Annotated in this window: 11 protein-coding genes, 2 tRNA genes and 1 pseudogene; 4 read left to right on the forward strand and 10 right to left on the reverse strand. The window is 66.7% G+C overall.

What is annotated here, in order from left to right; genetic code table 11:
* Positions 1 to 347: 347 nt before the first annotated feature.
* The 10 genes and pseudogenes from TV39_RS15755 to TV39_RS15800 form a co-directional block, all read right to left on the reverse strand.
* Complete coding sequence (locus TV39_RS15755) at positions 348 to 1,007, reverse strand: SDR family oxidoreductase (RefSeq protein ID WP_043483254.1); 660 nt, start codon at positions 1,005 to 1,007, stop codon at positions 348 to 350.
* Positions 1,008 to 1,016: 9 nt separating this feature from the next.
* Positions 1,017 to 1,967, reverse strand: a complete 951-nt coding sequence (locus TV39_RS15760; protein WP_043483256.1) for a hypothetical protein — start codon at positions 1,965 to 1,967, stop codon at positions 1,017 to 1,019.
* Position 1,968: 1 nt separating this feature from the next.
* Positions 1,969 to 2,481 (reverse strand): RNA polymerase sigma factor, encoded by a 513-nt coding sequence (locus tag TV39_RS15765; RefSeq protein ID WP_268747790.1) that lies wholly within the window; start codon positions 2,479 to 2,481, stop codon positions 1,969 to 1,971.
* Positions 2,482 to 2,601: 120 nt separating this feature from the next.
* Positions 2,602 to 3,405: pseudogene (gene yidC / locus TV39_RS15770) on the reverse strand (membrane protein insertase YidC); the annotation flags it as partial.
* A 133-nt stretch (positions 3,406 to 3,538) separates the two neighbouring features.
* Positions 3,539 to 3,612: transfer RNA gene (locus TV39_RS15775), tRNA-Met, on the reverse strand.
* Positions 3,613 to 3,674: 62 nt separating this feature from the next.
* A tRNA-Thr gene (locus TV39_RS15780) sits at positions 3,675 to 3,746 on the reverse strand.
* A gap of 259 nt (positions 3,747 to 4,005) precedes the next feature.
* Positions 4,006 to 6,231, reverse strand: coding sequence for a DEAD/DEAH box helicase (locus TV39_RS15785; protein ID WP_043483258.1), 2,226 nt, complete (start codon positions 6,229 to 6,231; stop codon positions 4,006 to 4,008).
* A gap of 392 nt (positions 6,232 to 6,623) precedes the next feature.
* Positions 6,624 to 7,277: an MOSC domain-containing protein gene (locus tag TV39_RS15790; RefSeq protein ID WP_043483261.1), complete on the reverse strand. Its 654-nt coding sequence runs from the start codon at positions 7,275 to 7,277 to the stop codon at positions 6,624 to 6,626.
* A gap of 91 nt (positions 7,278 to 7,368) precedes the next feature.
* Positions 7,369 to 8,043 carry a response regulator gene (locus tag TV39_RS15795; protein ID WP_043483263.1) on the reverse strand — a complete coding sequence of 225 codons (675 nt, stop codon included), beginning with the start codon at positions 8,041 to 8,043 and terminating at the stop codon, positions 7,369 to 7,371.
* The gene (locus tag TV39_RS15800; RefSeq protein ID WP_043483265.1) at positions 8,040 to 9,635 is read right to left on the reverse strand and encodes a sensor histidine kinase; all 1,596 of its coding nucleotides are present in this window, start codon (positions 9,633 to 9,635) and stop codon (positions 8,040 to 8,042) included. The genes TV39_RS15795 and TV39_RS15800 overlap by 4 nt, the downstream gene beginning before the upstream one ends.
* 153 nt (positions 9,636 to 9,788) lie before the next feature.
* Here TV39_RS15800 and TV39_RS15805 point away from each other — a divergent pair, with 153 nt between their 5' ends.
* From TV39_RS15805 to TV39_RS15820, 4 genes are read left to right on the forward strand one after another with little or no spacing between them, the layout of a single operon-like run.
* Positions 9,789 to 10,628, forward strand: a complete 840-nt coding sequence (locus TV39_RS15805; RefSeq protein WP_442853505.1) for a Tat pathway signal protein — start codon at positions 9,789 to 9,791, stop codon at positions 10,626 to 10,628.
* A gap of 2 nt (positions 10,629 to 10,630) precedes the next feature.
* Positions 10,631 to 11,851 carry a glutathionylspermidine synthase family protein gene (locus TV39_RS15810; protein ID WP_043483267.1) on the forward strand — a complete coding sequence of 407 codons (1,221 nt, stop codon included), beginning with the start codon at positions 10,631 to 10,633 and terminating at the stop codon, positions 11,849 to 11,851.
* Complete coding sequence (locus TV39_RS15815; RefSeq protein WP_043483271.1) at positions 11,848 to 13,332, forward strand: APC family permease; 1,485 nt, start codon at positions 11,848 to 11,850, stop codon at positions 13,330 to 13,332. Before TV39_RS15810 ends, TV39_RS15815 begins: the two co-directional genes overlap by 4 nt.
* Positions 13,333 to 13,381: 49 nt before the next feature.
* Positions 13,382 to 14,581, forward strand: coding sequence for an acyl-CoA dehydrogenase family protein (locus tag TV39_RS15820; RefSeq protein WP_043483274.1), 1,200 nt, complete (start codon positions 13,382 to 13,384; stop codon positions 14,579 to 14,581).
* Positions 14,582 to 14,638: the final 57 nt, after the last annotated feature.

The following is a 14,638-nucleotide window of genomic DNA, read 5'->3' on the forward strand; positions in this document are numbered from 1 at the left end:
TGCTGGTCACTGGCCGCCCCGCTCCAGCAAGGAGACCGCATGACCGCGGCCTGACCCGAACGTGCCCCCGGACGTGGTGAGAGTGGCGGCAGCACGCAGGAGCTAACTCGAGAGCCCGCTATGAGCAGACGGGGTCAAACCGTCGACGCTCGATCCTAGACACCCGACATGCTCCAGCCGAACAGATCGTCATGCGGTAACCAACCCGCGAATGTCAGCCTGACACTGCAGTCGCAAAGGACTCGCCACCACGGTCACCACAACCGGCCGGCACACGATGAGCGGCCCCCGGGAACCAAAACCCAGAAGCCGCTCATCCCTGCTCTCTTGACAACCAGACCTACATGTCAGCGGGCGGGCTGCAGCGCCGCTGAGACGGGCAGGGTGCCGTCCCGGAACTCGATGGTTCGTCCTGCGGTGTCCGGCAGGCCCAGGACGGCGGCCGTCACCAGCGCCACGTTCGCCCGTGACGTCTCGGTGCCTGCTGAGGTGTCCTCCGGATTGACGTCGATGAGGCCGTTCCCTGGGCCGTCCGTCAAGGTTCCGGGGCCCAGGATGGTCCAGTGCAGGTCCGTGCCGCGGAGGTACTGGTCCGCGGCGGCCTTTGCCTCGGCATAGGCATGGAAGCTGTTGTCCGCCGGGACTCCGTGGTCCGGCCCTGCACCGAAGTAGGACACCATCACATAGCGCCCGACGCCGGCCTCAGCCGCCGCGTCCATCGACCGGATTGCGGCATCCCGGTCCACGGCATAGGTGCGTTCGGGGCTGCCGCCGCCTGCACCGGCGGACCACACCACGGCGTCGTGGCCGCTGAGTGCGCCGGCGAGTTCCGCCGTCGTCGTATTTTCTACGTCGAGGACCGACGGCGTGGCGCCGGTTGCCGCGACGTCCTCCGTGTGGTCCGGGTTGCGGAAGAAGGACGTGACGTCCTTACCGTCCGCCGCGAGGATTCTGGCCAGTTCCAAAGCCACTTTGCCGTGGCCGCCGATAATTGCGATGCGCGTCATTGACCCAGCTTACGAGTACTTGAGGCTGAGAAGCAGCGCTTTCAGCTGTGCGTACCGTTCGCCCGCCATCCACTCCCTCGCCGCTTCGGGGGTGGCGAAGACAGGCTGCTTGTCGGCGTCGAAGATGACGTAGGCCGACAGCACCCCGTTGGGCAGGGGAATCTGGTTGGTTCCCGAACTGTCCTGCGTGGGCAGGAACTCCTGGGCCAGCCTGACGTCCATGAAGTAGTAGAGGGCGTTGCTGTCCGCGGGCTGGGTAGGCTCCGGCATTCCGGGATAGGAGACGGGAAGGATCTGGTCTGCGGCGAAGCCGAACTCGGCAGGGTTCCCTGACGCGTCGGTGATCCCGGGCACGGGCGTGTGGTCAAGGACGGTGCGCCTGACGCTGCCCGCCGCCCCGTCGCCGTACATCCCGCTGAGGACCCGGGCCACCTCGGAACCGGAGTCGTCAGCCACCACCGCGACGACGGATCCGGCCTTGGCCTCTTCAGTCAGGTACGGGCCCTGTTCCGTCCGGACGCTCCACCCGTCGGGGTAGGTGAAGGACAGGTGCCCATCGGGGAAGACGAACGTCTGAACGGACGAGGCCTGGGTGGGCGTACCGGTCGGGGCAGGCCCCGCCGGAACGCTGGCAGGATCACTGCTGGTCTGCGGCGTAGCCGGCGATCGTGTTGCCGATCCGGTGACTGTGGATGCCGGCCCCGGGGTGGACGTCACCGGACCGAGGTTGGTGGCCGCCAGGACTCCGGCGGTGACGGCCGCGGCCGCCAAGGTGATCACGCCGGCCAGCCGGGCGCGCCGCAGCCGGCGCTCCTCGAGGGGGGTTGCAACGGCCCGGAAGTTGTCGCTGAACGCGGCCGGTTCGGTCAGCATCCGGCGAAGGGCCGCTTCGCCGTCGGGCGTGGAAGGATCGTTGCGCACGGGGTCCGTCGCGGAAATCATGTTCTTGATCGGATCCATTTCAGGCACCCATCCTCTGTGTGATTGTTTCCGCTCCCGCGGGCATCTGTTTCCGGAACGCTGCCCGCGCCCGGTGCAGCCGGCCCTTGGCGGCGGGCTCGCTGCACTGCAGCACGCCGGCGATCTCCGCGGTTCCCAACCCGTCCCAATAGGCCAGCTGGAGGATGTCGCGGTCCTTCTCCCGCAAAACGGCCAGGGCATCATGCACGGCCAGGTTTTCGGATCCGTCTCCGAAGCTCAGGACCGCCGTGGTGCGCAGCTTCTCCTGCAGCGCCCGCTGCCGGTCGCGGGTCCGGTATGCATTCCCGATCAGGTTCCGTGCCACAGTGAGCAGCCAGGCGATCTCCGTCCTCGGCTGGCCGCCCCATTTCTGCCACACCACCCGGAAGACGTCGGCGGCGATTTCCTCCGCCACCTCCGGGGATTCCACCCTCCGGCGCACGAACCTGAAGACCGTTGGATAGCTGTCTTTGTGTAAGGCTATGAACGCCAATTCATGCTCGGAAAGCACCATATCCCCCTGATGAGTAGTCCTGAGCCTCTTTCTATCTGTATTGTTTCCGGCCCGCCGCAACGCGTTACCCACCCTAGAGGAAATTTTTGGGCGCCTGCCGCACCAGCGTGATCAGGGCGCGCTATCGGGACCAACGGCCCGGTCCCTGACCAGGAACTGCTGGGCCAGGGTCCACGCGTTGGAAACTGTCCAGTAGATCAGGACGCCGATGGGGAACACGATGCCGCCCGCGCCGAAGATGACCGGGAGGATGTAGAGGATCATCTTCTGCTGGATCATCGCCGGACCCGCGGTGACCTCGTCGGAGGCGCTCCTGGCCATGATCAGCTTCTGCGTGAGGAACTGCGCGGCAGTCATAGCCAGGATCATCACGATGGCCAGCACGGCAACCGCAAGAGCATCGCCCCCGCCGCCGTGGAGCAGCGACGCGGACAGCGGGGCCCCGAAAACGCTGGACTGATCGAACTCCACCACCTGCTCATGGCTCATGGCCCCGATGCCTTTTCCCTGGCCGGCCGCGCTGGAGATGCCCGCGAGCACCTGGAAGAGGGCCAGGAAGAACGGTGTCTGGATGAGTAGAGGCAGGCAGGCCGAGAACGGGTTGGTGCCGTGTTCCTTGTACAGGGCCATCTGTTCCTGCGCCATCGCCTGGCGGGACAACTGGTCCGTCTTGCCCTTGTACTTGTCCTGCAGCTTTTTCAGGTCCGGCTGCAGCCGGCGCATGCGGCGCTGGACGTTAACCTGCTTCAGGAACACGGGGATCAGGGCGGCACGGATGACCAGCACCAGCCCGATGATGGACAGCGTCCACGTCCAGCCGTTGGCGGCCGGCATACCAAGGGCGCCCAGTCCATCGTGGAAGCCCACCATGATGGTGGAAACCAGCCACTTGAACGGAAGCATGATTGCTTCAAAGAAGTCCACTGAAATCCCCATCCGCCATGTGCTGCCAAGCTACTGCGGAACGTTGCACTTGTCACGGTGACGGCCGTCGGCGCAGTCCACGGGGATAACAGGAAAGCCCCCGGAATCTCAAGGATTCCGGGGGCTTTTCCTGTAGCGGTGGGGAGGCTCGATCTCCCGACCTCACGATTATGAGTCGTGCGCTCTAACCAACTGAGCTACACCGCCACGAATGAGAAAAACCTGCATCAAGCCGGTCAAAAACCGCCTTGACACAGGCCCTCATCCAGAGCCCCCCACCGGAATCGATCCGGTGACCTCGTTCTTACCAAGAACGCGCTCTACCACTGAGCTAGGGGGGCAACGAGTAAATACTCTACCGGAAGATTCCGCTCCCAACAAATCGGCGGCGGGAGGGGTCCGCGAGGCGGGCTAAACCATCGAAAAGCCCGGAAATCCGGGCCCAAACCTGCATCCGACAAGCCCTGCGAAAGCTGCCGCGGCCGCCCCGGCCATCCGGTGTGACGAAGGATACACGGAAGGAGAACGGAGGCGACGGCTTAAACGAAAACGGGCCGGCTCGAAAGCCGGCCCGTTTTCAGTGCCTGGTGCTGCTAAGGCTTACCACTTGCCCTTGCGGTTGAAGTCGCGGTGTCCGCCTTCGTTGCCATGGCGCGGCTTGCGTGCACCGTCACCGTGGCCGCCGAAGCGGGAGTCGCTGGCCTGTCCGCGGCTGGCACCGCTGTCAGCGCCGACGCTGCGCTCCGAGCGGTCGCTGTAGGAGCGGCCGCCGCGGTCAGCGGAGGAACGCTCGCCGTCGTTCTTGCGGAATTCCTTCTTGAACCCGCCATTGCCCTTGAAGTTGCCGCCACCGTCTCCGCCACCGGAGTACCCGCCGCGGTCGCCGCCACGGTTGCCCTGGTAGCTGCCACGCTCGCCGGACGGCTTACGGCCGTTATCCAGCTCGAGGTGGATCAGCTCGCCGCCGATCCGGGTACGGGACAGGGCACGCAGCTGCTCGGGGCTGAGGTCCGCAGGAAGCTCCACGAGGGAGTGGTCCGAGCGGATGTCGATGCCGCCGATCTGTGCCGAGGAAATACCGCCTTCGTTGGCAATGGCGCCAACGATGGAACCCGGCATGACGCGCTGCCGGCGTCCGACCGCGATGCGGTAGGTGGCGTTGCCCTCGGTCAGGGTGCGGGTCGGGCCACGGGAGCCAAAGCCGTCCTTGGAGCGCTCGCGCTTCTGGAACTCGGGAGCTGCGGGCAGTTCCTTCACCAGGAGCGGCTGGCCGCCCTGCGCCATGACGGCCAATGCCGCGGCGATCTCCGAGGCCGGGACATTGTGCTCTTCCTCGTAGGAGGAGATGAGGTCGCGGAAAGCTGCAACGTCCTCGGACTCGAGGGTCTCCGTGATGCGCTCGGCGAACTTGCCCAGACGCAGCGTGTTGACGGTCTCGGCCGTGGGCAGGTGCATCTGCTCCACCGGCTGGCGGGTGGCCTTCTCGATGGAACGCAGCAGGTACTTCTCCCGCGGCGTCATGAACAGGATGGCGTCGCCGGAACGGCCTGCACGGCCGGTGCGGCCGATGCGGTGGACGTAGGACTCGGTGTCGTGCGGGATGTCGTAGTTGACCACGTGGCTGATGCGCTCCACGTCAAGGCCGCGGGCGGCGACGTCGGTGGCCACCAGGATGTCGATGCGGCCTTCCTTCAGCGCGTCGACGGTGCGTTCGCGCTGCTGCTGCGGGATGTCGCCGTTGATGGCGGCAGCCTGGAAGCCCCGCGCCTTCAGCTTGTCGGCCAGGTCCTCGGTGGCCATCTTGGTGCGCACGAAGGCGATGACGCCGTCGAACTCTTCCACCTCGAGGATGCGGGTCAGCGCGTCGAGCTTGTGCGGGCCCATGACCTGCAGGTACCGCTGGCGGGTGTTGGCGCCGGTGGTGGTCTTGGACTTCACCGAGATCTCGGCCGGGTTGTTCAGGTACTGCTTGGACATACGGCGGATCTGGCTCGGCATGGTGGCCGAGAACAGTGCAACCTGGCGGTCCGAAGGCGTCTGCTGGAAGATCTGCTCCACGTCTTCGGCGAAGCCCATGCGCAGCATTTCGTCGGCCTCATCCAGCACCAGGTACTGGAGTTCGGAGAGGTCCAGGGAACCCTTGGAGATGTGGTCGATCACGCGGCCGGGCGTACCGACAACAACCTGGGCGCCGCGGCGGAGGCCGGCGAGCTGGGGGCCGTAGGCGGAGCCGCCGTACACCGGGAGGACCGTGAAGTCGTCAATGTGCTTGGCGTACGAGGTGAATGCCTCAGCAACCTGGAGCGCCAGCTCGCGGGTCGGGGCGAGGACCAGGGCCTGCGTCTTGCGGGACGGGCCGTTGAGGTCGTGGAGCTCGGCCAGGCGGGACAGTGCCGGTACTGCGAATGCTGCAGTCTTACCGGTGCCGGTCTGGGCCAGGCCCACGACGTCGCGGCCTTCGAGCAGCAGCGGGATGGTTGCTGCCTGGATCGGGGAAGGCTTCTCGTAGCCGACGTCCTGCAGTGCGGCGAGCACGCGGCCGTCGATGCCGAGGTCGGCGAAACGGATGCCTTCGGCTTCAGTGTCAGCGTCGCCACTGCTCGGGTCAGCCTTCGGGGCTTCAGCGGCAGGGGCTTCGGTCTTCGGGGCTTCAGCGGCAGGCGCCTCGGCAGCCGGACGTTCTTCAGCGGCAGGCGCTTCGGCGGGTGCCGGGGCCTCGGTGAAGACGGGAGCGGAGCCGGCTACGGGAGCAGCGGTCTCGGGGGTTTCTACGGCCGTTTCGGCAGTTGCTGCTTCGGCGGTGGCGTCGTTGTGATTTTCGGGCATAGGGAAGTTTTCCTCATCCATAGGGGGCCAGGCGGCACAACCCGAGGTGAGCGGAGCCGCAGTACATGTGCCGTTTGGGGCGCCGGGCAGACATTGACCGGCCGGTCACGTAGAAGTCCGGCGCTTTCGCAATCCCGTGGCAGGACTTCCCGCTGCATCTCTTGGCTGCTATCCCAGCAGTCTGTACAGCGTTTTCTTTAGCCGGCTCTCCCTATGAAAATGCCCGCATCGCTTGTGCGGGCCCCAACACTTGCCAGTCCTGCCTCAAAAATTGGGCAGGAATAAGGGATTTCCGGAGTGGGGGATATTTCAAGTGTAAGGCATGGTTCCGCGTGGCACTAACCCGCCCGGCGGTGACGTTGCGCACACAGGTCGCTTCAGGCGCGGTGGCGCTAGGCGCCCAGCCGCCGCTGTAACTTCTCGAATTCGTCGTGGTATTCCGGCTGCAGGCGGATCTCGCCGTCCGCGTCCGCGTCCCGCAGCGCGTCCATGACCTCGATGGTGGGGGCGCTGAACCAGTTGCCGATGGTCACGCCGTGGGTGGGAACGAACACGCGGTGGATGTGGTCGCCGGCCTGGATGGTCCCGGTCTTGATCACGCGAAGATAGGTGCCCACCCGGCCCGCCTCGGTGAACCGCTTGACCCACCGGGCCTCGTCCATTCGCCGCTGGAAGGTGGCGCAGGGAACGCGGGGCGACGTTACCTCGACTTCGACGTCGAGGCCGATCTTCCACCGTTCGCCGATCACCGCAGTGGTGGTTCCGATACCGGCCACCCGGAGGTTCTCGCCGAAAACTCCCGGGGGCAGTTCCCGCTGCAGCTCCCCCACCCAGTAGTCGGCGTCGTCCTGCGAATAGGCGTACAGCGCCTGGTCCACGCCACCGTGGTGGACGCGGTTCGCCTGGATGTCCCCGTGGAGCCCGAGTTTGTGGACCCTGACCGGACCTTCGACGGCACGTTTGTCGATGGCCGTGACGCCCATGCTCCCCTCATCGCTCAGAAGCTGGTGTACCCGGCATACGGCAAGCACAGATGCGGTTTCCATGGCTACAGTCTAGGTTCTTCGGCCCTGATTGCCCGGGCAAGTTCCGCACCCGTCTCAGGCAGGCGGCCTTAGGGGCGTCAGGCAGGCGGGGTCAGGGGTCGAAGCGGTACCCCATTCCGGCCTCCGTGTGCAGGTGGCGCGGCTTGGCCGGGTCCTGCTCCAGCTTGCGCCGCAGCTGGGCCAGGTAGACGCGTAGGTACTGGGTCTCCTTGGCGTACGCCTGGCCCCAGACCTGGGTGAGCAGCTGCTGCTGGCTGACCAGCTTTCCCGCGTTGCGCACCAGCAGTTCCAGGATGTTCCATTCCGTGGGGGTGAGGCGGATTTCCTGCCCGTCCCGGATTACCTTCCGGGCCGCCAGGTCCACCATGAAGTCCGCGGTTTCCACCGTAGGGGCCTCGCGCTGGGCCGGCGAGCGCCGGGATGCTGCGCGCAGCCGTGCCAGCAGCTCGTCGAGCCCGAACGGCTTGGTCACGTAGTCATCCGCCCCGGCGTCGAGCGCTTCCACTTTGTCCTCCGAGGCGTGGCGGGCGGAAAGCACGATCACGGGCACGGAGCTCCAGCCGCGGATCCCCCGGATCACCTCAACTCCGTCCATGTCCGGCAGTCCGAGGTCCAGCACCACAATGTCCACCGGGTGCTGGGCGGCCAGCTTCAGCCCGTCCGCTCCCAGGCCCGCGGTGATTGCCTGGTAGCCGTGGGCGCGGAGGTTGATCTGCATGGCCCGGGCCAGCTGGGCCTCGTCTTCGATGATCAGCACCAGGGTCACGGCAGCGGTCCCTCCCACAGCGGCAGGGTGACCACCATGGTCAGCCCGCCGCCCGGCGTCGGCTCCGCTGCCAGGGTTCCTCCCATGGCTTCGGTGAAGCCGTTGGCAACGGCCAGGCCCAGCCCGATCCCCACGGTGCGGCCGCCGCCGGTGCGCTGGGAATCGTTGAGCCGCTGGAACGGCTGGAACATGTCCAGCACCGCCGCCGGCGCCACCCCCGAGCCCCGGTCCACCACACGGAATTCGCTGGCAGGCCTGCCGGCCAGCGCGATCCCTTCCCCCGCCCGGGCGGTCAGCACCACGTCCGCCTCCGGCGCGTATTTGAGCGCGTTCTCCACCAGGTTCGCCACCACGCGTTCCAGCATCCCGGCGTCGGCCTCCACTCGGGGCAGGTTGGGCGGCACTTCCACCCGGATCCGCGCCGCAGGCAGCCCCCTCAACGCATCGGGCAGCACCTCCGCCCAGCCCAGTCCGCGCAGGAGCGGGTTGACCGAATCAGCCGTGATCCGGGACATGTCCAGCAGGTTGCCGATCAGGTGGTCCAGCCGGTCGGCTGAATCCTCGATGGTGGCGAGCAGTTCGCGTTCGTCCTCCGGGGAGAACCGCACGTCCTCCTGGCGCAGGCTGCTGACCGCCAGCTTGATCCCGGCCAGCGGGGTGCGCAGGTCATGGCTGACGGCCCTCAGGATGGACGTTCGCATCTTGTTGCCCTCGGACAGCCGCTGGTTGTCCTGCATGCTCGCCACCAGTTGGCGCCGTTCCAGGATGGCCACGAGGAACGCTCCGAAGGCGGCCAGCATCCGCTGATGCTGGCCTGAAAACGCCTGGCCGGCCGGCGGCCCGCCGTTGATCAGCAGCGTGTACCGGGAATCGACGACGACGGCGTGGTCGGCGGCCGCTCGCGTCACCGGCGCGCTCGTCCCGGCGCTGGCAAGCACGGCCCACTCGGTAATGCTGCCGCGCCCCCAGTCCGGCCCGCTGCCTGCAGCGGGCCGGTCCGGTCCGACGCGGCGGCCTCCCGGGGGGCCTCCCGCCACCAGCGTGACAGCGTCCACATCCAGCCTGCTGCGGACCTTCTCCAGGAAGGACTCCAGGCTGCCGTCGGAACTGAGGATTCGCAGGGCGAGCTCGCTCAGCGCCGTGGCTTCGGCCCCGGACCTGGCGGCTTCCTGCGCCCGGCGCGTCGCCAGGCCAACAGCCAGGGCCACGCTGCAGGCAACGGCGAGGAAGACCAGGAGGGTGAAGAGGGTGGAAGGATCGGCGATGGACAGCGTGCCCACAGGATCGGCGGAGAAGTAGTTGAGGAGCGTTGTGCCCAGGACGGCTGCCACGACGGCGGGCCAGAACCCCCCGATGGCGGCGACTGCCACGGCAACGGCGAGATGGAGCAGCATGATGATCGCGAAGTTCCGGTAACCCGCCAGCGTTACCAGGACTTCCACCGCGGGCGGCAGGACCACAGCGAGCGCCATGCCGACGACGAAGCGGCTCCGCCCGATTCCCTGAAGCTCCGGGCGTGCCGTTCCGGAACCGGCGGAGCCGGCCTGGCCGGACCTGCCGGCGCCGCCACGGGCGGATTCAACTGCTGCCATGGCTCCATCTTGGCATGGGCAGTTCTCCCCCGTTTTCCGTTAACAGCACTTCCTGTCAGGCACTAGGCTGACTTCAGGATTTACGCACCAGTGTCTTGCCGGGACGGCCATGCCGCGCCACCTTGACGCGCGCGTGCACGGTCACGTTTGAGCATGGACAAGCAAGGGGAACCCATGGAGCCGCAGGACCCGGATCAGGATCCTTCAAAGGACCCGACGAAGGATCCAAAGAACACCCGTCCCGGCCAGCAGCGCCCGGATGGCCGGCCTGCCGGAGCCGGTGGCCCCGGAGCCTCCCAGCCCGGGTGGATGACTGCGCCCGAGGATTTCACGCCGCAGCCCCACGACCCGGCGACCGGGCAGCTGCCGCCCTGGCAGGTCCCTAAACCGGAGCTCCGACCGGAACTGCTCGGCGATGGGGCACCGGGAGGAGCCGCGCCCGCACCGGGAAAGGCCGGCGGACGGCCCGGACGGCGCCAGAAGGGCCCGGCCGCAGGGCAGGCTGCGGTGCCGGGCGCGGCTTCGGCGCCGTCGCCCGGGACAGCAGGACCGGGACCGGTGATCGACCCCTTTGAACGCGAACGCGAGCGGGAAGCAGCGGTACGCAAGAAGCGCTCGCAGCGCCGTACCGTCGTCGTCGGCCTCGGCGTTACCGCCCTGCTGGCAGGCACCATCACCGCCATCGTGGCCAGCAATGAGGCGGAAGCCGACTACGCACAGGTCTGCTTCAACGATGAAACCGGCGAGCGCGTGGACGATGCCCAGTGCGACAACAGCAGCAGCGCCGGACGCAGCTCCGGAATCTACTCCTGGTACTTCTACTCGCGCGGCGCCAGTGTTCCGGCGGTCGGGCAAAACCGCTCGCAGTACACGGGCTTCACCAAGACTGTGCCGCAGGGGGCGAAGACGTCCACGGGCTACAGCACCAAGGGCGGCACGGTCAGCAGGGGCGGCTTCGGCAGCAGCTCCAAGGGCGGAAGCACGGGAGGCTAGGCGTGAAGAGACTCAGTGCAACCCCGCGGCCCGACTGGAAGCGGAAGATCGAGGAGCAGGGGCTGGTCTTTTCCACCACCACCATGCCGGACGGCAAGAAGATCGAGTACTGGAACGAGTCCGCGTACTACGAATTCACCATGGACGAGGTGGAAACACTCGAGAAGACCGCCGAGGACATGCACCTGATGTGCCTGGAGGCGGCCAAGTACCTGGCCACCGGTGCCATGGGCAATATCGGCATCGGTCCGCAGGCGCTGGAGCTGGCCGCGGAATCCCTGCAGGCCGGGGACATGGACATCTACGGCCGCTTCGACTTCGTCTACGACGGCCGGGGCGGCCCCGCCAAGATGCTCGAGTACAACGCGGACACCCCCACCGGGCTGATCGAGGCCTCCGTGGCGCAATGGTTCTGGCTGCAGGACGTCTTCCCGGAGAAGGACCAGTGGAACGGCATCCACGAAGCCCTGATCCGGCAGTGGAAGAAACTCCAGTACCGCACCGGCATGAGCACCCTGCACATTGCGCATTCCGAAGCCGAGCAGTCCGGCGAGGACTGGATGACGGCGGCCTACATGCGCGACGTCGCCGGCCAAGGCGGCTGGACCACCATCGGCATCAACATGTCCGACATCGGCTGGGACCCCAACCTGAACCGTTTTGTGGACCTGGACAACTTCATGATCAGCACCATCTTCAAGCTGTATCCGTGGGAACTGATGATGAAGGAGCCTTTCGGCCAGCGGTTGCTTCAGCGTGCCCACAATCCGCGCTGGGTGGAGCCGGCCTGGAAGATGCTCCTGTCCAACAAGGCGCTCCTGGCCGCGCTGTGGCACCTGTACCCGGACCACCCGAACCTCCTCCCGGCTTACCTGAACGAGCCAGGACCGCTGAAGGAATGGGTGGCGAAGCCGCTGCACGGCCGCGAGGGAGACAACATCAAGATCCACGCCGCCGGCATCAACATGGAACAGCCGGGCGGCTACGGGCGCGAGGGCTGGTGCTACCAGCAGTTCCACTCCCTTCCCGATTTCGACAGCAACCATCCCGTCCTGGGCCTCTGGGTGGTGGACGGCGAATCCGTAGGCTGCGGCATCCGCGAATCGGACGGACCCATCACCGATTATTTCTGCCGATTCGTCCCCAACACGATCGACGCCCCTGCACCCGTTTCACTCCAGGCCGCTTCGGCCTCCTCCAGCAAAGCAGGTATCGCACTATGACCACAGGGACGACGACGGCGGAGGTTCCGTCCAAGGGGCTGCGCGCCGGCATCCTGGACCTGGGCGACTCCGTGATGCTGGGGCTCGCGTCCACCGCCCCCGTCTATTCACTCGCCGCCACGCTGGGCCTGATCGTGGCGGTCAATGGCAACTACACCCCGCTGATCCTTCTCCTGGGCTTTGTGCCGGTGCTCTTCATCGCCTACGCCTTCCGGGAACTGAACAGCGCCATGCCGGACTGCGGCACCACCTTCATCTGGGCCCGCCGCGCATTCGGCCCCTGGGCGGGCTGGCTGGGCGGCTGGGGCGTTGCCCTCGCCGGCATCGTGGTGCTCGCCAACCTGGCCCAGGTGGCCGGGCAATACCTGTGGCTTTTGGTCGGCGATGGGTCGCTGGCGGAGAACGAACTGCTGGTCACCGCCACCGGCGTCGTGTTCATCATCTTCATGACCCTGGTGAACTACCGCGGCATCCGGCTCGGCGAGCACGTCCAGCGGGTGCTGACATATGTGCAGTATGTCTCGCTGGGCATATTTGCGCTGGCCATCGTGTTCCGGATTACGGGCGGAGCGCCGGAGGGCCAGGCGTTCGACTTCGAATGGTTCAACCCGGCCGGTGCCTTCGCCGATCCCGGCGCAGTGGTCCACGGTGTCCTGCTGGCCCTGTTCATCTATTGGGGCTGGGACACCTGCCTGGCCGTGAACGAGGAAACCGAGAACCCGTCCAAGACGCCAGGCCGCGGGGCCGTCATCTCCGCCTTCGTCCTGATGGCGATCTACGTTTCCGTGGCGCTCCTGGTGATGATGTATGCCACCGTGGGCACGGACGGCATCGGCCTCGGCAATGCCGAAAACCAGGATGACGTCTTCCTGGCCATGAAGGATGTTGTGCTTGGCCCGTGGGGCTGGCTGATCGTGGTGGCCGTGCTGGCCTCGGTACTGTCCTCCACCCAGACCACCATCCTGCCCACCGCCCGCGGGACGCTGTCCATGGGCGTCCACGGCGCCCTGCCGGCCAGGTTCGGCGACGTCCACCCGCGCAACCAGACTCCCGGGTTCTCCACGCAGGTGATGGGGGCCGCCGCCGTCGTGTACTACGTGGCCATGAGCTTCCTGAGCCAGAACCTGCTTTCCGACTCCATCAGCGCCATCAGCCTGTTCATTGCGTTCTACTATGCGCTGACCGGTTTCGCGTGCTTCTGGTTCTTCCGTGGCACCCTGCGGGATTCCGCCCGCAATCTCTGGTTCCGGGGCATCCTGCCGCTGCTCGGCGCACTGATGCTGACTGCGGCGTTCTTCATCTCCGCCGTTCAGATGTGGGACCCGGCGTATGGCGATACGGAGATCTTCGGCGTGGGCGGCGCCTTCGTCAGCGGCGTGTTGCTGCTGGCGCTGGGCGTGGTGCTGGCCGTGGTGTGCCGCTTCTCCCCCGCCACCCGGGACTACTTCGTGGCACGCCAGGCGGAGCCCAGCAAGCTGTAGGAGCAACGAGTGCGAGCGGTCCGGAGGAGCAACGCCGTAGGATGCTCCAATGAGCAACGCCGCCGACCTTCCCGCTGTTTCCGACACCTCCGATGTCCTGGGCCTTGACGCCCTGCTGACGGCCGAGGAGCTGGCCGTCAGGGAGCGGATCCGCGATTTCACGGAACAACGGATCAAACCGGATATTGCCCGCTGGTACGACGACGCCGTCTTTCCGCTCGATCTTGCCCCTGAACTGGGTGAACTGGGCGTGCTCGGCATGCACCTGGAGGGTTACCGCTGCCCCGGGCGCTCCGCCGTCGAGTACGGCCTTGCGGCCATGGAGCTGGAGGCCGGGGACTCCGGAATCCGTACCTTTGTCTCGGTGCAGGGTTCCCTGGCCATGACCGCCATCCACAAGTGGGGTTCCGAGGACCAGAAACAGGAGTGGCTCCCCCGGATGGCCGCCGGCGAAGTAATCGGCTGTTTCGCCTTGACCGAACCCACTGCCGGATCAGATCCGTCCTCCATGTCCACGGTGGCCCGCCGCGACGGATCAGGCGAGGACGCCGGATGGGTGCTCGACGGCGCCAAGCGCTGGATCGGGCTGGCTTCCGTGGCCGGGGTGATGGTGGTGTGGGCCATGACCGACGACGGCGTCCGCGGCTTCCTGGTGCCGGCCGGAACACCCGGGGTCACCGCGACACCGATCAACCGGAAACTTTCGATGCGCGCCTCGATCCAGTGCGATGTGGCGTTCGACGGCGTGAGGCTTGGTCCGGAGGCCCTGCTGCCGGGTGCCCGCGGCCTGCGCGGGCCCTTCAGCTGCCTGAACGAAGCGCGGTACGGAATAGCCTGGGGTGCCATGGGTGCCGCCCGAGACTCCTACGAGGCGGCGCTCAAGTACTCGCAGGACCGGCTCCAGTTCGGCCGGCCGCTGGCCGGGTACCAGCTCACGCAGGAGAAACTGGTGAACATGCTCCTGGAGATCCAGAAGGGCACCCTGCTGGCGCTCCACCTGGGCCGGCTCAAGGACGCCGGCACGCTTCGGCCGGAACAGATCTCACTGGGCAAGCTGAACAACGTCCGCGAGGCCCTGGCCATTGCCCGTGAAGCACGCTCCATCCTGGGCGGCAACGGGATCACACTGGACTACTCGCCGCTGCGGCACGCCGCGAACCTCGAGTCGGTGCGCACTTATGAAGGCACCGACGAGGTCCACACCCTCATCCTGGGCCAGCACATCACCGGCATCGGCGCCTTCCGCTGACCCCTGTCCCAACTGACTCGCAGTTAACGTCGTGAAACGCGCTTTTCACGACGTTAA

Origin of the sequence: Arthrobacter sp. SPG23, from assembly GCF_000876655.1 — a bacterium.
In the GTDB taxonomy this organism is placed as follows: domain Bacteria; phylum Actinomycetota; class Actinomycetes; order Actinomycetales; family Micrococcaceae; genus Arthrobacter.